Raw genomic sequence first — 17203 nt, forward strand, 5'->3', positions numbered from 1 at the left:
TTACCCTGTTATTTATAGCATTTCTAATAAGCGATTTTTTGTATTTTCACGCTCATTTTCGTCTCGACAAATAATTAAAATAGTATCGTCTCCAGAAATAGTACCTAAAATTTCAGGCCAATCTAAATGGTCAAGCAGTGATGCAATAGCATTTGCATTACCAGGAAGAGCTTTCATTACTAAAAAGTGAGATGCACCGTCAATGCTGACAAAAGCATCAGTTAACGCACGGTGTAATTTTTGTATAGGATTGAAACGTTGGTCTGCGGGCAAGCTATATTTATAGCGTCCATCTTGTAAAGGTACTTTGACAAGATGAAGTTCTTTAATATCTCGTGATACTGTTGCTTGTGTCACATTATAGCCTGCATCTTTTAAAAAATCGACTAAATCATCTTGTGTCTCAATTTCATGATTGGCAATAATATCCCGAATTCGTATATGTCTTTGTCCTTTGTTCATGTTGGTCACCTCTTATAAATAGTTAGATATTTGTATATTTACACTACCATTTTCAGCATAAAAGCACAAGAAAAAACACGGCTCTGTAGACGAGCACGTGTTATTTTAGTGTACTATGCGCTTCTTCAACGAGTGCATTAAAAGCTGTATATGCAGGAATTTCTTCATCATCAAAAGGATTCACTAAATGGAATAAAAATTCAATATTTCCTTCGCCTCCTGTAATTGGAGAAAACGAAGCATCCTTAACGACAAAGCCAACCTTTGTCGCCATTGCAGCTGTTTTTTCTAGAACTTCTAGATGTACTTTTTTATCACGAACAATGCCTTTTTTACCAACATTCTCTTTACCAGCTTCAAACTGAGGCTTTACTAGCGCCATCACATCGCCGCCTGGCATTAACAGTGTTTTTAAGACAGGTAAAATAAGCGATAACGAAATAAAGCTAACATCAATTGTTGCGAAGTCTGGTAAGCCCTCTGTTAAATCTGCCGCTGTCGTATAACGGAAATTTGTTTTTTCCATCACCGTTACACGTTCATCAGAGCGGATTTTCCACGCTAGTTGGTTGGAGCCAACATCCAATGCATAGCAATGTCTTGCACCATGCTGTAATGCACAATCCGTAAAGCCCCCTGTAGAGGAGCCAATGTCAAGCATTAGCTTCCCTTCTACAGACATATCAAAAATTTGTAGTGCTTTCTCTAGCTTCAAGCCACCACGACTTACATATTTTAAATCAGAGCCTTTTACTTGCAGTGGTGCATCTATAGCTATTTTTTCCCCCGCCTTATCGATGCGAGTTTCATTAGAAAAAACTAGCCCTGCCATAATAGAGCGCTTTGCTTTTTCTCGCGTTTCACATAGCCCACGTTCTACAAGTAAAATGTCTACACGTTCTTTTGGTTGTTTTGTCATTATTTATTCAAACCTACTTGCTGTTTTTGTTGAAGTAACACGTGCATACGTGCCACTGTATCCTCAGCTGTCATATGGATTTCAGCGAGTAGCTGATCTACATTTCCATGCTCAATAAATTGATCTGGGATACCCATACGATCAATCAGTGCACTTAAATAACCATGGTCATGGGCAAACTCTAGTACCCCACTACCAAAGCCACCTTGTAGAACTGCCTCTTCAATCGTTAATATTGGTTTACGATTTGATAATATACGGTGCAGCATATCCTCATCCATTGGTTTAATGAAACGAGCATTGACTACTTCTATCTCTACACCTTGCTGGGCTAGAATACTGGCTGCTTCCATTGCCATTGGAATCGTCGTACCAAAGGTTAAGATCGTAGCATCCTTACCTTCACGTAATACTTCCCAACTTCCAATTGGTAAAGTCTTAAGTTCATCGTCTAACGGAACGCCTATACCATTACCTCGTGGATAACGCAACGCAATTGGGCCACCATCATATTCAATGGCTGTTTTCACCATATGTTGACCTTCATTTTCATCCTTTGGCATCATAATTGTCATATTTGGTATATGACGAAGGAAAGCAATATCAAATACACCTTGATGTGTTTCACCGTCTGCGCCAACTAAGCCTGCACGGTCAATCCCAATGAAGACATTCAAGTTTGGACGAGCGATATCATGCAGTACTTGGTCATAGGCACGTTGAAGGAACGTTGAATAAATGGCTAAAAACGGCTTCATATTTTGTGTTGCTAGGCCTGCCGCCATCGTAGCTGCATGTTGCTCAGCAATCCCCACATCAAAGAAGCGATTTGGGAAATCCTTTTGGATACCTTGTAATTTCGAGCCTACTGGCATTGCAGGAGTTATAGTGACAATTCGTTTATCCTCATGAGCAATTTTGCGGACAGTCTCAGCAATCAAACTACTCCAAGCTGGACCTTTCGCTTCGGACTTTACAAAGGCACCGTTTTCAATTTTATAAGGACCTGTCCCATGCCAATTACCGATTGTATCATCCTCAGCAGGTTTATAACCTTTGCCTTTTTTCGTAATAACATGAACGAGTACTGGGCCATTTACTTTTTTAGCTTGTGATAATGTTGTCTCAAGAGCATCGAAATCATGTCCATCAATCGGTCCAAGATATTTAAAGCCTAGCTCTTCAAAGAACACACCTGATACCACTAAATATTTTAAGCTGTCTTTTAAGCGCTCAGCAGTTGAAGCAAGCTTACCACCTAGCACAGGAATCTTATTGATGAGAGATTCCACTTCTTCTTTTGCTTTTGAATATTCCTTGGCTGTACGAAGACGTCCTAGTACGTTGTGTAACGCTCCGACGTTTGGAGCGATTGACATTTCATTATCATTTAAAATGACAATCATATTTGTTTCTGCATGGCCTATATGGTTTAATGCCTCAAGTGCCATACCGCCAGTTAACGCTCCATCTCCAATAATTGGTATCACGAAGTTCTTTTCTTTTTTTATATCACGTGCTGCCGCCATACCCATGGCTGCTGACAAAGATGTCGAGCTATGACCTGTTTCCCACTCATCATGTTCACTCTCCACACGCTTTGGAAAACCACAAAGCCCTTTGAACTGACGTAATGTGTCAAATTGACTCGCACGACCTGTCAAAATTTTGTGCACGTAAGCTTGGTGGCCAACATCCCATAAAAACTTATCTTGTGGACTGTCAAACACTTTATGGAGCATGATCGTTAGCTCCACAACACCTAGGTTCGGTCCGATATGACCACCTGTGACAGAACATTTTTCAATTAAGAAAGTACGAATTTCTTGTGCAAGTTGCTCAAGATCCTTCTTATCTAAGTTTTTTAAAAAGGATGGACTAGTTATCTTATTTAAATCCACCTTTCTCACACACCTTTTCAATAAATTATTCACCGTAATTGTGTTTCCACCATTATAACAGTGTTATCAATATGCTAAAAGTACGAACACTTTATTGTTTGCACATCGGCAAACGCCCTCACCTATTCTAGCATATTCTTTGCCTTTAACGCCTTGTTTTTCTCCTAGTTTTTACGATGAACAATATAGGCTGCAAACTCACGTAATAAGCTGACATTTACTTGCAATTTATCTAGTGCGTTAATGGCATGCTGATAATGCTCAGCTAGCTTTTCTTTTGCCCCATTTAAAGTTAACAGGGCTGGGTATGTGCTTTTATCACTCGCTACATCCTTACCTGCAGTTTTGCCCAGTTCTTCTGTAGTTCCCTCAATATCTAAAATATCGTCTTGAATTTGGAAGGCAAGGCCGATATGATGCGCATATTCCTTTAAAGTTGCGCGATCCTCTTGTGTTACATCAGCTAATACGGCTCCCGCTTCAATACTAAATCGTAATAAAGCGCCCGTTTTATTGACATGGACATGCTCAAGTTCAGCTAAGTTTAGCTGACGTTGCTCACCTTCCATATCGAGTACTTGACCACCAACCATACCTTCTGCACCGGCTGCTTCACTTAAAAGATTGACAAGCTCAATGCGTTTTTCCGCTGACACATCCATGCGTGCTAAAATGCCAAACGCAAGTGTATTTAATGCATCTCCTGCAAGTGTCGCTAATGCCTCGCCATATACTTTATGATTTGTCGGCTTACCTCTACGGAAATCATCATTATCCATGCTTGGTAAATCATCATGGATTAACGAGTACGTATGGATGATTTCAATGACTGATCCTACAGTTAAACCATCCTTCAAATTCTTATTGTATAGCTCGAGTACGGCCAATACGAAAAGAGGACGAATACGTTTACCTCCAGCTTTTAATGAATAAAGCATCGATTCTTTTAAATCGGCTGGCGCATCAATTTTCTCAACAAGTGCAAACATTTCAGCTTCAACTTGTGGTATGTTGCTTTCAATAAAATGTTTTAATTGCTCGTTCATTTTTTAATTCTCTCCCTTTAGTGGATCAAATGCTGTAGTCTCTCCTGTCTCTTGGACAATTGAAATTAACTGCTCTTCAGCATGTTGCAACTTACTATGGCAAAATTGTGATAGCTCCATTCCTTGCTTATATAGATCAATCGCATTTTCTAGCGGCACATCACCTTGCTCTAGCTGGCGGACAATTTCCTCAAGTGCCGTCATTGCTTCTGCGAAAGTTTGTTGTTTCTCTGCCACAATTATTCCCCCTCATTTTTCGGCAAGATCTTTTTCACATCAGCAATAACCTTTCCATCATGGAAGGAAAGTGTTAATTGATCATGCGGTTTTACATCAGCTGATGATTTTAACATTTGATTATCTTTATAAGCTACCGTGAAGCCCCTTGTTAAAATGGCTAATGGATTCAATGCTTCTAAAGTTCTGACAGTTGCCTCAAATTGTTGTTTTTGCTTCGTTACATAATGCGTTGCAGCACGAGTTAATTGTTGGACGTTAGTTTCTAGCTCTCGTTGATGGAAAGCTAATGCCTTTTTCGGCGAGTGCTGTTCTACCGCACTATGTAATTGTTGAAACTGCGCTGTTTTCTTCATCAAATCGACTTGCATTGCTTTTTGTAATCCCGATTCAAGTTGTGCTAGCCTTTCCGTAAATGGTCGATATAGGCGTTCTGGCATTGACAACGGATAAGATTGTTGGAGCTTATTTAGACGCTGACGTTCTGCCATAAGTTGCGCTCTTACGATTTGATGCAGTTGTGATTTTTGTGTAAGCACCCGTTGAAATAAATCTTGTTGATCCGGTACAGCCATTTCAGCAGCTGCTGTTGGTGTCGGTGCGCGCAAATCAGCTACATAATCCGCTATAGTCGTATCGGTTTCATGACCCACTGCACTAATAATTGGGATGCGACTTTCAAAAATTGCTCGTGCGACAACTTCCTCGTTAAATGCCCATAAATCCTCAATCGATCCACCGCCTCGCCCAACAATCAGCACATCGCAATTCGCTTCGATATTTGCTCGCTCAATATTGTGAACAATGTTTGGCGCTGCTTGTGCTCCCTGTACAAGGGTTGGATAAATAAAAACTTCAGCAAGTGGATAGCGTCTCTTTAATGTTGTACAGATATCTCGAATGGCGGCACCTGTTGTCGACGTTAAAACACCGATTTTTTCTGGAAACCTCGGAATTGGTTGTTTCCATTCAGGTTTAAAAAGTCCTTCTTTTTGTAACTGTTCTTTCAACTGGTTAAAGGCAACAAACAAGCTACCAATCCCATCTGGCTGCATTTCCTGTACATATAATTGATATGTACCATAGCTTTCGTAAACGTTTACATCTCCACGGATAAAAACTTGCATACCTTCCTTGGGTTCAAACGCTAATTTTGATGCTGCCGTTTTAAACATTGTAGCCGCAATTCGTGCTCCATCGTCCTTTAATGTAAAGTAAATATGCCCTGATTGATGTATCTTGACGTTGGATAGCTCTCCCTTTACATAGACTTCACGTAAATGCGGGTCGGCATCAAATTTTCGTTTAATATATTTCGTTAATGCTTTTACAGTTAAATAAGAAGCAGATGACATTTTTTCGGCTCCTTTACTAAAATCAAGTTTTTCAAAAAACTACAACTATCATAACATTTTTTATTGCACCTGACGTGCCAAATTGCAGTTTCGCTATAAAAAACGACTGTCTTTCATACAATTGAAAATCTTACTATAACATAACTTTTGAATAGTGAGCTGAATAAATTCCTTTAAATTAATATGAATTCATTGAAGTAACAAAGCAAAGCCTCATAACTAATTATAGTTATAAGGCTTTAATAGAGTTAAAAAAATGATTATGGAAATCTTTATGAATATAGTGGGTACTTAATGAGGGTGATTTCCATTCCAGGCTACTCGCTTTCGCACGGACAAAAACAAAGCGCTCAGTCGGAACGGAAATCACCCCCTCGTTTTGCCGAAGAGCTATACTTATATATCCTTTAATTTCATTGAATTAATATTTGTTCAATAACAAGAAAGCCTCACAACTAATTATAGTTATGAGACCTTTTAATTAATAAAATATTAATAAGAGCGTACCTACTAAAAAACAATAATATGTAAAGTAGCTAAGCTTGCCACTTTTCATTATCCCCATAAACCAACGCATTGCAAAATAAGTCATAAACAATGTCGCAATAAATGTAGCTGCGTAAGGAACTGCTAATGCACCTTTATTTGGCTCGTTTAAAAAATCTGTAATCCCAAGGACAACCCCACCGAGACTTACAGGAATATAAAGCATGAAGGAAAATCGCAGAGCGGTTTCCTGCTTCATTCCAACTGCAATGGCTGAAATAATTGTTGCTCCTGAACGGCTAATGCCAGGCGTTAGCGCTACAGCTTGACCAAGACCTACGATGATAGCATCTTTTGTAGTCAAATCTGCATCCTTTTTCGTACCACGCATATTGCGAATTAGCCATAAGGCAATACCTGTCACAAATAGCATAAGTGCAATCGTAGTCATACTAACATTATCCGCAATAACATCGCTTAATAAGACCCCTAAAACACCTGCTGGAATAGAACCAATCACAATAAATATAGCAAAACGAAAATCTGCTTTATAGCGACTTTCACGTGTCTTAAGATAAAGGAAAAAGTTTGTGATGAGTCGGACAATATCCTTTCGATAAATATAGACAATGGCGAGTAAAGAAGCTGTGTTCGTTAAAATAGCAAAAGTAAAACCTTGCTCACCAAGACCAAGAATTTCACTTGCAATCATAACATGTCCACTCGATGATACAGGAATTGGCTCTGTAAACCCTTGTACAAGACCGATAATAACATGTTTGATGATAAGTATAAAATCTATGTTTTCCATAAAAACCTCCCTATTAGTACGTATGCCCCAAACGTTACATTAGACGTTATGAGCAGCTTAAAAGTTCGCAAAGAATCCCCAGAAAAAATAAATTTTACGGTTTCAGTAAAATTATCTAAAAAACCACCTCAATAAATATTGAGATGGCTTCTAGCTAACGAAAGAGTCATTCAAATTATAGCTTAACTTTATTCGCAAGCTTATTTTCTGCTGCTTGAACTGTATTGAAAAGTAACATAGTAATTGTCATGGGTCCTACACCGCCTGGTACAGGTGTAATATGAGACGCAATACCATCGACCTCACTAAAGTTTACGTCACCGCAAAGCTTGTTGTTTTCATCACGATTAATTCCGACATCTATAACAACTGCGCCCTCTTTAACATGCTCCTTCGTAATAAAGTTTGCACGTCCAACTGCCGCAATTAATATATCCGCTTGTTTTGTGAATGAAGGTAAGTCTGGTGTTTTTGAATGCGTATATGTAACGGTTGCATCCTTTTGAAGTAGGAGTTGTCCCATTGGTTTCCCAACGATATGACTACGCCCCACGATGACCGCGTGCTTTCCTGCGATTTCAATTCCTGAATACTCAAGAAGCTTCATCACGCCAAACGGTGTACACGGTAAAAATGTTTCTTGGCCAAGCATCATTTTCCCAACACTTACTGGTGAGAAGCCATCCACGTCTTTTTCAACAGCGATTGTGGCAATAACAGTATCCTCATCAATATGTTTTGGAAGTGGTAATTGTACTAAAATACCATGAATATCTTCACGATTATTTAATAATTCAATTTGTGCTAATAATTCTTCCTGTGTAGTTTCTTCCGGTAGTTTAATTAGTTCTGAAAACATACCAATTACTTCACAAGATTTTTGCTTATTTCTCACATATGTAGCTGAGGCTTGGTTGTCTCCTACTAAAACAACCGCTAAGCCTGGTGTTAAGCCTTGCTCTTTTAAAAGCGTTACTCGCTCTGCTACAGAATTACGAATTTCTTGACCAATTTCTTTACCATTAATAATTGCACTTGACATAAACCTTAGTTACTCCTTCCAATTCAACACATTTTTATTGTTCTGTAAATTTAGAAAGTACGCCATTGACAAATTTAGACGAGCTTTCGTCGCCAAATGTCTTGCATAACTCGATCGCTTCATTAAGTACTACTCTTTTTGGTGTTTCTGGCATGTATAAAAGTTCGTATACAGCTAGACGTAAAACCGTTCTTTCAATTTTGGGTAAACGGGCAAGTGACCACTTTTCAAGATGCTTCTCTATAGTAGCATCGATTTCCTCCAAATGTTCAGCTGTTCCAGTAACAATCTTTTCGTAGAAGACATTTGTCGGTTGACCTTTAATATGACCCATTGCTTCTTCAATTGTTAGATCGGTATTGTCTAGCTGAAACAAAACTTGCAACGCTTTTTCGCGTGCCTCATGTCGTTTCATGTAAAGCTCTCCTTCTTAAGTGGCATTAAGGTTTATAATAGCATAAATTCGTATGAGAAACACGAATTCAAGCAAGTTTTCAATAATCTGATACCTTTTTCAAGCAACTTTTTGCTTATTTTAACACCCTTCAATCAACTTTATTAAGCTGGATGTCAAAAATGAAAAATCCCCATTATTGTTTAATTGGCAAGAATGCTATAATGAAGGGAATTAAAGAACATTTTCTGAGGTGTTCATTATGCATTATGAAGTTACATGTATAAGCTGTAAAAGAACATTCAAGTTATATGAAGGAGAGGAACAATACAAGCAATTAAAAGAGCGTAAATCCCGCCTATTTTACTGTGAGGATTGTAAACATAAGATAAGATTTGATGCCATACGAAACTTCTTTAGCTATTACTAGTGGAGGCAATTTTATGAAAGAACACTATTATACAATTGGTGAGGTAGCCAAGCTATCTAATCTGTCCGTGCAGACATTGCGCTATTATGACCAAATTGATTTATTTAAGCCAGCCTATACCGATACCTTTACAAATTATCGTTATTATAAAGATAATCAGATTTTCTACTTAGATATTATTAAATCACTCAAGTATATTGGTATATCTCTTGAAGATATTAATAAAGCACTCGATTTAACTTCGGAAGAATTGCTAGGTTTTTTAGAACAACAGGAGCAACGTATAGTGGAAAAAATTTCACGTTTAAACGAAGTAAAATATACTTTGCTTAAAACAAAAAAACAAATACAAGAACAGATTGATATCCCTGTCTTTGGGGAGGTTTATGTTCAAGTCGAAGAAGAAATGCCCATTTTACAGGTGACTACTACAGAACTTACTCCTATTTCTAACGCGAATACTTACTATGCAACACTAACGAAAATTATTGAAAATGAAGGAAGTGTCCTAAATAGTCGTTACGGTTGTATTTATCCACTTGCTCCTTATACAAATGTGAATGAAATTATTTATGATGCTCTTTTTACACCGCTATTAACCGAACGTACATTTCCTCAGCTTTCACCTAATATAAAGCAAACAATTAAACCTGCAGGTATATATGTTTGTATTGCCTTTACCTATCATCCTGATACATATTTTTCATTTTATGAAAAATTGAGAAATTATGTAGAGGCACAACAAGAAACCTTTGAATCGAAAGTTTATGAACTATACATGCCTGCTACATTGACTTTGGAGCTTGAAAAGAAATTTATTGTTGAATTAAAAGTAAGACAAAAAACATCCTAGTCTAGCTGTGCCATTTAATTGCGTCAACTTGTATAACTGCTCACTAATACTTCCACACTTATAAAAAAACTAAAAAAATTAAAACAAATCTTTTGACCCTATAGTTACTATAGGGTTTATTGTAATACGTGGAAGTATTCTAGTAGATTTAGATTTCATGTATCGTGAAAGATTGAAGGAGAACAATATGAATAAGCAACAAACTTTAACCTTAAGTATTTTATTATCGAATCTATTCATTGCCTTTTTAGGTATTGGTTTAGTTATACCAGTGCTACCAACACTCATGAATGAGCTAAACATTTCAGGCTCTGTTGTTGGTTATATGGTGGCAGCATTTGCTATTACTCAACTTATCGTATCACCGATTGCAGGTAAAATGGTGGATAACATTGGCCGAAAAATTATGATCGTTGCAGGTCTTTTTATATTCGGCTTTTCAGAGCTATTATTCGGGCTTGGACGCTCTATTGAAATACTCTTTATCTCACGTATGCTAGGTGGTGTGAGTGCTGCCTTCATCATGCCGGCGGTGACTGCATATATCGCTGATATTACAACATTGTCACAACGTCCAAAGGCACTGGGTTATATGAGTGCAGCAATTAGTACGGGCTTTATTATCGGACCTGGGATCGGTGGATTTTTGGCAGAATTCGGAACACGCATACCATTCTATGCTGCGGGTATACTTGGATTTTTAGCAGCTATCTTGTCAATTATATTGTTAAAAGAACCGACACGTGCTTCAGATGATGCGGAGTCTGCACCATCAATTGTAGGCAGTATGAAGCGTATTTTTAGCCCGCTATACCTTATTCCATTCGTGCTTATTTTCGTACTATCATTTGGTTTAGCTGCATTTGAATCGTTATTTAGTCTATTTGTAGATCATAAATTTGCATTTACACCTTCAGATATCGCGATTATTATTACTGGAAGCGGAATAGTTGGGGCCCTTGCTCAGCTCGTGCTATTCGATTGGCTTACAAGAAAAATGGGCGAAATCAATCTTATCCGTTATTCGCTCGTCCTATCTGCTGTTTTAACTTTGGCTATGACATTTGTTAGCCACTATTTCGCAATATTATTCGTTACATTCTTTATTTTCGTCGGCTTCGATTTAATACGTCCTGCCGTTACCTCGTATTTATCGAAAATTGCTGGTAATGAACAAGGCTTCGTTGGTGGCATGAACTCTATGTTCACAAGTCTTGGTAACATCTTTGGACCTATTTTAGGTGGGATTTTGTTCGATATTAATTTGAACTATCCATACTACTTTGCGACAATTGTTTTAACACTTGGCGTTATACTTGCTTTGTTCTGGAGAAAACCAAAGCATATTGAAATATAATAAAGTAGCGATACAAATCACTGCTGATAAATTTCCTTTACCAACTTATTATTATAAAAACACTCAAAAGAAGGGTTGCCCCTTGATGAATGAATCATCATATCGGCAACCCTTCTTTTTATTCTTGTACAGGTACAGCTATCTCATCTTTTTCAAAGAGAATACCAGTAATGTGTACATTCACCTCGGCTGTTTCAAGTGCTGTCATATTAAAAATCGCTTGGCGAATTTGAGTTTGTACTTCCTTCGCCACCTTTGGAATAGCATAGCCGTATTTCACAGAGCAAAATACATCAATGGCAATCTCACCAGTTTCAGTGACACCCGATTTAATGCCTTTATTGTGTACTTTTTTACCGAAGCGTTCTACTACGCCTGTTGCAATATTCCCTCGAGTCGCAGCGATTCCTTCCACCTCATTCACTGCGATTCCAGCAACAACCTCGATTACTTCCGCTGCTACTTCAATTTTCCCAAGTTCTTCTTTTCCAGAAGGCGTTGGTTGTACGAAAGATTGTCCTACTTTCTCTGCCATACAAATATCATCCTTTCCCTTACACATCACAAACAAATGCTGTACTTACGCTTATTATACTATAAAAAGGAAAGTTTGGCTTCAGTAAGGTTTATGTCGATAAATTTAAAAAGTTGAGCGATAAACTTAAAAAGTTAGGCGATAAATCCAAAATTTTATTCGATAAATCAACAATACTTATCGATAAAAATAAAAAGCGAAGAAATAGTCCTTATTTTATACCCCTATTTGCTTTCAATTTCAAAATAATAGTATTGTATTTATTTAAACTGATCTTTTTTACCACAATTAATAAAAATATCGAAATAATACAAACTCCAATAGAAATGAACATCATTAGTCTGAAAATTTTTTGATATGTTAAATAATCCGGAGTTAACATTATTACAATGCTACTTGAAATCATTAGTAAAATCCAACCGGGTAAAATTTGCACAATGAAATCAGAACTTTTCCGTTTCATAAATTTCGTTAAAACCCCAAAAAGATAATACATAAACCTAACATAAACAATAACTAGTAGAACACTAAGAAGAATATTCAAAATAAATCATCCTCCTAAACTAATTTGCTATTGTCAATAATGTAGGCGATGCCACTGTAAAAAAAGCAAAAACAGCGCTACCCCACAATTAAATATTTTATCTTTTTCTCCCTCCCTCTTTGCAAATTAACCAATACAGAAGACTGAATCCTCCTATTAGCCATTACGCTTGGAAACCTGACGTTGATTATGTCATGCACAAAAATACTTCCTGTTCCTATTTTAATTTCCAAAAACAAGATTATACGCTACAATTCTTGTATAGATGGAATTTACAGCTAATTTGGAAATAGATAACTTATCTTAGTTAGATAAATGTCAAAAAATAAGGAGAAACGAAATGAATACATGGTATTATTTGTATGCCTTGATTTTAGGAGTATTTTCATTTTTTACAGGTGAGATTGTTACATTTATAATGCTAGGCTTTATACTAATTGCTCTACAAAATATACATTCAACACTAAAACAAATTCTAGCAAAATTAAATAAAAAGCAATAGAGTATATCTTTATGTCGATCAATTTAAAAAGTTAGGTGATAAATCCAAAATTTTATTCGATAAATTAACAAAGCTTATCGATAAATTCAAATAATCTCTCGATAAAAATAAAAAGCGAAGAAATCTTAATAGATTTCTTCGCCATAATCAATTACTTGCTTGTCCCCAAAACATCATTCTCTTCTAGGAACTTCGTATTGAATTGTGCTGATTTGAAAACGTCATTGTTCATCAATGCTTGGTGGAATGGAATTGTTGTATTGATACCAGGACCAGATACTTCAAATTCGCTAAGCGCACGATTCATTTTCGCAATCGCTTCTTCACGTGTATTGGCATGAACAATTAGTTTTGCAACCATTGAATCATAGTATGGAGGGATTGTATAGCCTGCATAAACAGCAGAATCAATACGTACACCATAGCCACCTGGCGTTACATAAGTATCTACAGTACCAGCTGATGGCATAAAGTTTTTATAAGCATTTTCTGCGTTAATACGGCATTCAATTGCCCAACCATTTAATTGAATATCATCTTGAGCGAAAGGAAGTTTTTCACCAGATGCAATTTTTAATTGTTGTTGTACAAGATCTACACCAGAAATCATTTCAGTTACTGGGTGCTCTACCTGAATACGAGTATTCATTTCCATGAAGTAGAATTTATCTTCTTGGTAGTCATAAATAAACTCGATTGTTCCGGCACCTTCATAGTTACAAGCTTGTGCAGCTTTAACGGCAGCCGCACCCATCTCAGCACGACGCTCTGAAGATAGAGCTGGAGATGGAGCTTCCTCTACTAATTTCTGCATACGACGTTGAACTGTACAGTCACGTTCACCTAAATGTACAACGTTACCATAGCCATCCGCTAATACTTGGATTTCACAGTGACGGAAATACTCGATGAATTTTTCTAAATATACGCCAGGGTTGCCGAATGCTGCAGCAGCCTCTTTTTGCGTAATTTCAATACCTTTTACAAGGTCTTCTTCTGTACGAGCTACACGGATACCTTTACCGCCACCACCAGCAGTTGCTTTGATGATCACTGGGTAACCAATTTTAGCAGCCCATTCTTTACCTGTTTCGATATCTGGAACGATACCAGTACCTGGAACAAGCGGAACACCTGCTGCTTCCATTGTTGTACGTGCAACGTCTTTAATACCCATAATTTTAATGGAGTCAGATGATGGTCCAATGAACTTAATACCTGCGTTTTCACAAGCTTCAGCGAAGTCAGCGTTTTCAGATACAAAACCGTAACCTGGATGGATACCGTCTGCACCAGTTTTTTCTGCTACGCTAAGTAAAGCCGGGAAGCTAAGATATGAATCTTTTGATAGCTTTGGTCCGATGCAATATGCTTCGTCTGCTAATTTCACATGTAATGCGTCTGCGTCTGCTTCTGAATATACGGCAACAGATTGAATGCCTAACTCTTTACAAGCACGAATAATACGCACAGCGATTTCGCCGCGGTTTGCAATTAAAACTTTTTTCATAGGTTGTGCACTCCTTACTCAGCTTTTACAAGGAATAATGGTTGTCCGTATTCTACTAACTCACCGTCTTTAACAAGTACTTCAACGATTCCCCCTTGAACTTCTGCTTCAATTTCGTTGAATAGTTTCATAGCTTCTACGATACATACAATTGTTTCATTACCAACTTTGTCCCCCACTTTAACGTAAGCTGGTGAATCTGGGTTCGGCGATTGGTAGAAAGTACCAACCATCGGAGAGACAATTTTATGTAACGACGGGTCGTTATTTGTTGGTGCCTCAGATGCAACTGGTGCTTCTTCAGCTTTTGCTGGAGCTGGAGCTGCCGCTGGTGCAGATTGTTGTACAACAGGTGCCGCTACTTCTTTTTTAGTTGCTACAGTTTCAGTAACAACAACACCATTCTTTTTTAACTTAACTTTTGCGCCATCTACTTCATAAACGAACTCGTCAATTGAAGAAGAATCTACTAATTTAATGATTTCACGAATTTCTTGAATTTTGAACATTTCTCTAACTCTCCTTATGAAATAAAATCTACTACAAGCCCTATTTTATATTTTTTTCGAACAATTTGAAATACTTAAATGCAAATTAAGTAAATATGGACAAAATAAAAGGCTTTCTTTTACTAAACGAAAGCCTTTTCATTATGCTGATATATAACAATGTTAATAAATTAATAGAATATTCCTTTTTTTCTTTATCTTTTAATAGTTATTTGCACTAAATTTTACTTGTACGTCATTTGCGCCTTCCATCTCTGTTCTTACCAAATAAATAATTTCATTCGCTTGAGCTTTTGATAGCTCCTCAGCCATAACAGTTACCGATACTTTATCACCATCCGCTCGTACAAACGCATCGGAGTAACCTAAAGATTTAATAAGCATTTCTAACATTGCTTCAGAGGATTCTTGTTTTATAAGGTTATCCATCTCGTTATAAGCCTTACTTTTATCTTCTGCTGAGTATTCTTGTGAACCGATTTTCTGTGTTAATTGTTGACGAAGTTGGCTTCTTTCATCACTAACTTGCATGCGCATTTCTTCAAATAAGTGACTTGGAGAAGATACTTCCTGTGTCACACCATCTTTCGTTGCTTCTTGATCTGTTACACCAGTTACTGCAGTTTGCTGTAATGCATCATCTGTGAAAATAGTTAGACCATTAAATTGCTTTGCTGGATCAACCAAATAATACACTGAAATAACTGCTACTAGACTTAATAATGTCATAAACCAAACTGTTCTTCTACGTACGCGCATTTACTTTTCCTCCTTATTTTCCATTGGAACGATAATAATTCGATGAATCGGCAATTGCATTACTTGACTAACAACCGCACGAATTTCATTTTTAACAAAGATATCTGATGCTCCTTTTGAAACAATTAGTATCCCTGTTACTTCTTTCGTGCCTTGTTCAGTTCCTCGAAAATATTGACTGAATAGTTGATTGTCATCCTTCGTATCTGTCATATCTCCGTAATAAAAATAGACTTTTACCTCCCCAACACCTTTCATAGCCTTCAATGTCTGTTCAAGTTTTTCTTCATTGGTTTTCGGTGTTACTTGCCCATTCGTTGTATTCGTTTGATACATTGGTAAAATGATGAAAATTCCCACGGAGGCAGCGATCAGCATTAAGACTAAAAATGACGTTGTTTTTTTTGGTTTCTTTTCCACATCACTTGTACATTGCCTCCTTTCATCTCTTCTCTTTTTCAAGTGTATGTACGCTTGTTTCCTCCTATGAATTGATAAATGGAATCTTTAATAGCATTTGCAAAAATACTAACGCAATGACAAGTTTTGTGAGCGAGATTATTTCTTTATCTTCTGTTAGAAAAACAAATATCTGACAGATAAAGAGTATTGCCAATAAAAGAATCAATCTATCTCCCCCCGGCCATAACTTGCACAAAAATGATGAGGAAAAAACAAGAAAACATAAATGAAAAAGCAATTAGAAACGATACAGCACATAATGTAAATAGAGATTTACTAATATGATCTAGTAATCTACAAATATCATCAAAAGCAATTGGCTCTAAAATAGCTGCTAACAGTTTCAACGAATACGCACTGACAACAAGCTGAACTGTTGGAATGAACGATACTGTAATGACCGCTATAAACGCAGTAATACTACTAATAGAAGAAGAAAATTGTGTCATATGTTGGAACATCGAAAAGCTATCTACTATAATGGAACCAACAACCGGAATATTTTCCTCTATTAATTTCTTCACAGGCTCTGCAACAGCTGCGTTAACACTAAATGCCGCAACACCACTTGCTGACATTAAGATGACATAACAAATAACAGATGCAGAGACAATGCTCATAATAGTAAAACGAATCAATTCGGCAATTCTCGTAAACGAAATTTCTTTGACAATGACACTGCAAACATCAAAAACAATGGCAAAAAGCACACCTGGAATAAGCCACTTACTACTAATAATCGTTAAGACTTGTACAAAAAAAAGCAAGAAAGGCTGCCAAGAAGCAATCGCTGTAATACTGCTTGATAGAAGAAAGCTTGAAGTAAGAATCGGATAAAATGCAGTGAATATATGGGCGAGTCCCTGTGCTATTTCGTCTATTAATTTAAATGAATTCACAACTACAGGCCCTATTGTGGCAAGTACAATAAGAAAAAAAAGTATTCTTGTCCCTTTTTCAAATTCTGGTAACATCATATTAACAATCAAAATAATGATGACATAGCCACTCAAAATGAGCGTCATCTTCAGCAATAGAAAGAATGGATCAATTAAAAACGAAAGTATTTGCTCTTGCAATGTCTTCGCC

Annotated in this window: 19 protein-coding genes; 4 read left to right on the forward strand and 15 right to left on the reverse strand. The window is 37.1% G+C overall.

Going from position 1 to position 17203, the window contains the following annotated elements; genetic code table 11:
- Nucleotides 1-12: 12 nt before the first annotated feature.
- The 9 genes from ahrC to nusB all read right to left on the reverse strand — a co-directional run bounded on the left by ahrC (nucleotide 13) and on the right by nusB (nucleotide 8674).
- Complete coding sequence (ahrC, locus tag FJQ98_RS18040; protein WP_053597074.1) at nucleotides 13-462, reverse strand: transcriptional regulator AhrC/ArgR; 450 nt, start codon at nucleotides 460-462, stop codon at nucleotides 13-15.
- Nucleotides 463-562: 100 nt separating this feature from the next.
- The gene (locus FJQ98_RS18045; RefSeq protein WP_053597073.1) at nucleotides 563-1381 is read right to left on the reverse strand and encodes a TlyA family RNA methyltransferase; all 819 of its coding nucleotides are present in this window, start codon (nucleotides 1379-1381) and stop codon (nucleotides 563-565) included.
- Nucleotides 1381-3282: a 1-deoxy-D-xylulose-5-phosphate synthase gene (gene dxs, locus FJQ98_RS18050; protein WP_053597072.1), complete on the reverse strand. Its 1902-nt coding sequence runs from the start codon at nucleotides 3280-3282 to the stop codon at nucleotides 1381-1383. Before dxs ends, FJQ98_RS18045 begins: the two co-directional genes overlap by 1 nt.
- Nucleotides 3283-3446: 164 nt before the next feature.
- A complete protein-coding gene (locus tag FJQ98_RS18055; protein ID WP_053597071.1) occupies nucleotides 3447-4328 on the reverse strand; it encodes a polyprenyl synthetase family protein in 882 nt (293 codons plus the stop codon).
- Between the two features lie 3 nt (nucleotides 4329-4331).
- Nucleotides 4332-4565, reverse strand: coding sequence for an exodeoxyribonuclease VII small subunit (gene xseB / locus FJQ98_RS18060; RefSeq protein WP_053597070.1), 234 nt, complete (start codon nucleotides 4563-4565; stop codon nucleotides 4332-4334).
- A 2-nt stretch (nucleotides 4566-4567) separates the two neighbouring features.
- Nucleotides 4568-5920: an exodeoxyribonuclease VII large subunit gene (gene xseA, locus FJQ98_RS18065; protein ID WP_053597069.1), complete on the reverse strand. Its 1353-nt coding sequence runs from the start codon at nucleotides 5918-5920 to the stop codon at nucleotides 4568-4570.
- A gap of 481 nt (nucleotides 5921-6401) precedes the next feature.
- Nucleotides 6402-7217 (reverse strand): undecaprenyl-diphosphate phosphatase, encoded by an 816-nt coding sequence (locus tag FJQ98_RS18070; protein WP_053597068.1) that lies wholly within the window; start codon nucleotides 7215-7217, stop codon nucleotides 6402-6404.
- A 175-nt stretch (nucleotides 7218-7392) separates the two neighbouring features.
- Nucleotides 7393-8259 (reverse strand): bifunctional methylenetetrahydrofolate dehydrogenase/methenyltetrahydrofolate cyclohydrolase FolD, encoded by an 867-nt coding sequence (folD, locus tag FJQ98_RS18075; protein ID WP_053597067.1) that lies wholly within the window; start codon nucleotides 8257-8259, stop codon nucleotides 7393-7395.
- Nucleotides 8260-8293: 34 nt separating this feature from the next.
- Nucleotides 8294-8674: a transcription antitermination factor NusB gene (nusB, locus tag FJQ98_RS18080; protein WP_053597066.1), complete on the reverse strand. Its 381-nt coding sequence runs from the start codon at nucleotides 8672-8674 to the stop codon at nucleotides 8294-8296.
- A gap of 241 nt (nucleotides 8675-8915) precedes the next feature.
- Between nusB and FJQ98_RS18085 the strand changes: the two genes are divergently transcribed.
- The 3 genes from FJQ98_RS18085 to FJQ98_RS18095 all read left to right on the forward strand — a co-directional run bounded on the left by FJQ98_RS18085 (nucleotide 8916) and on the right by FJQ98_RS18095 (nucleotide 11293).
- Complete coding sequence (locus FJQ98_RS18085) at nucleotides 8916-9083, forward strand: DUF2197 domain-containing protein (protein WP_082340425.1); 168 nt, start codon at nucleotides 8916-8918, stop codon at nucleotides 9081-9083.
- A gap of 13 nt (nucleotides 9084-9096) precedes the next feature.
- Nucleotides 9097-9936: a MerR family transcriptional regulator gene (locus tag FJQ98_RS18090; RefSeq protein ID WP_053597065.1), complete on the forward strand. Its 840-nt coding sequence runs from the start codon at nucleotides 9097-9099 to the stop codon at nucleotides 9934-9936.
- Nucleotides 9937-10123: 187 nt separating this feature from the next.
- Complete coding sequence (locus FJQ98_RS18095; RefSeq protein WP_053597064.1) at nucleotides 10124-11293, forward strand: MFS transporter; 1170 nt, start codon at nucleotides 10124-10126, stop codon at nucleotides 11291-11293.
- A 118-nt stretch (nucleotides 11294-11411) separates the two neighbouring features.
- Here the strand turns inward: FJQ98_RS18095 and FJQ98_RS18100 are convergent, their stop codons facing one another.
- A complete protein-coding gene (locus tag FJQ98_RS18100) occupies nucleotides 11412-11828 on the reverse strand; it encodes an Asp23/Gls24 family envelope stress response protein (protein ID WP_053597063.1) in 417 nt (138 codons plus the stop codon).
- An 884-nt stretch (nucleotides 11829-12712) separates the two neighbouring features.
- Here FJQ98_RS18100 and FJQ98_RS18105 point away from each other — a divergent pair.
- Entirely contained in the window at nucleotides 12713-12874 is a 162-nt protein-coding gene (locus FJQ98_RS18105; protein ID WP_198926943.1) for a hypothetical protein, read from the forward strand.
- Nucleotides 12875-13025: 151 nt separating this feature from the next.
- On the opposite strand, the gene accC is transcribed toward FJQ98_RS18105, so the two are convergent.
- The 5 genes from accC to FJQ98_RS18130 all read right to left on the reverse strand — a co-directional run bounded on the left by accC (nucleotide 13026) and on the right by FJQ98_RS18130 (nucleotide 17193).
- The gene (gene accC, locus FJQ98_RS18110; protein ID WP_053597061.1) at nucleotides 13026-14384 is read right to left on the reverse strand and encodes an acetyl-CoA carboxylase biotin carboxylase subunit; all 1359 of its coding nucleotides are present in this window, start codon (nucleotides 14382-14384) and stop codon (nucleotides 13026-13028) included.
- Nucleotides 14385-14398: 14 nt separating this feature from the next.
- Nucleotides 14399-14893 carry an acetyl-CoA carboxylase biotin carboxyl carrier protein gene (gene accB, locus FJQ98_RS18115; RefSeq protein ID WP_053597060.1) on the reverse strand — a complete coding sequence of 165 codons (495 nt, stop codon included), beginning with the start codon at nucleotides 14891-14893 and terminating at the stop codon, nucleotides 14399-14401.
- Nucleotides 14894-15094: 201 nt separating this feature from the next.
- Nucleotides 15095-15652, reverse strand: a complete 558-nt coding sequence (locus FJQ98_RS18120) for a SpoIIIAH-like family protein (protein WP_053597059.1) — start codon at nucleotides 15650-15652, stop codon at nucleotides 15095-15097.
- Entirely contained in the window at nucleotides 15653-16114 is a 462-nt protein-coding gene (locus FJQ98_RS18125; protein ID WP_241774651.1) for a hypothetical protein, read from the reverse strand.
- Between the two features lie 167 nt (nucleotides 16115-16281).
- Nucleotides 16282-17193 carry a stage III sporulation protein AE gene (locus tag FJQ98_RS18130; protein ID WP_053597057.1) on the reverse strand — a complete coding sequence of 304 codons (912 nt, stop codon included), beginning with the start codon at nucleotides 17191-17193 and terminating at the stop codon, nucleotides 16282-16284.
- Nucleotides 17194-17203 lie beyond the last annotated feature (10 nt).

Origin of the sequence: Lysinibacillus agricola (assembly GCF_016638705.1) — a bacterium.
Classification (GTDB): Bacteria; Bacillota; Bacilli; order Bacillales_A; family Planococcaceae; genus Lysinibacillus; species Lysinibacillus agricola.

Excerpts from the sequence above, each read along its gene's own strand:
- FJQ98_RS18085 (WP_082340425.1), top strand. The coding sequence starts at position 8,916 with ATGCATTATGAAGTTACATGTATAAGCTGTAAAAGAACATTCAAGTTA.
- FJQ98_RS18070 (WP_053597068.1), bottom strand. The coding sequence starts at position 7,217 with ATGGAAAACATAGATTTTATACTTATCATCAAACATGTTATTATCGGT.
- FJQ98_RS18100 (WP_053597063.1), bottom strand. The coding sequence starts at position 11,828 with ATGGCAGAGAAAGTAGGACAATCTTTCGTACAACCAACGCCTTCTGGA.
- xseA (WP_053597069.1), bottom strand. The coding sequence starts at position 5,920 with ATGTCATCTGCTTCTTATTTAACTGTAAAAGCATTAACGAAATATATT.
- FJQ98_RS18055 (WP_053597071.1), bottom strand. The coding sequence starts at position 4,328 with ATGAACGAGCAATTAAAACATTTTATTGAAAGCAACATACCACAAGTT.
- FJQ98_RS18120 (WP_053597059.1), bottom strand. The coding sequence starts at position 15,652 with ATGCGCGTACGTAGAAGAACAGTTTGGTTTATGACATTATTAAGTCTA.
- FJQ98_RS18095 (WP_053597064.1), top strand. The coding sequence starts at position 10,124 with ATGAATAAGCAACAAACTTTAACCTTAAGTATTTTATTATCGAATCTA.
- folD (WP_053597067.1), bottom strand. The coding sequence starts at position 8,259 with ATGTCAAGTGCAATTATTAATGGTAAAGAAATTGGTCAAGAAATTCGT.
- FJQ98_RS18045 (WP_053597073.1), bottom strand. The coding sequence starts at position 1,381 with ATGACAAAACAACCAAAAGAACGTGTAGACATTTTACTTGTAGAACGT.
- nusB (WP_053597066.1), bottom strand. The coding sequence starts at position 8,674 with ATGAAACGACATGAGGCACGCGAAAAAGCGTTGCAAGTTTTGTTTCAG.
- accC (WP_053597061.1), bottom strand. The coding sequence starts at position 14,384 with ATGAAAAAAGTTTTAATTGCAAACCGCGGCGAAATCGCTGTGCGTATT.
- FJQ98_RS18090 (WP_053597065.1), top strand. The coding sequence starts at position 9,097 with ATGAAAGAACACTATTATACAATTGGTGAGGTAGCCAAGCTATCTAAT.
- ahrC (WP_053597074.1), bottom strand. The coding sequence starts at position 462 with ATGAACAAAGGACAAAGACATATACGAATTCGGGATATTATTGCCAAT.
- FJQ98_RS18105 (WP_198926943.1), top strand. The coding sequence starts at position 12,713 with ATGAATACATGGTATTATTTGTATGCCTTGATTTTAGGAGTATTTTCA.
- accB (WP_053597060.1), bottom strand. The coding sequence starts at position 14,893 with ATGTTCAAAATTCAAGAAATTCGTGAAATCATTAAATTAGTAGATTCT.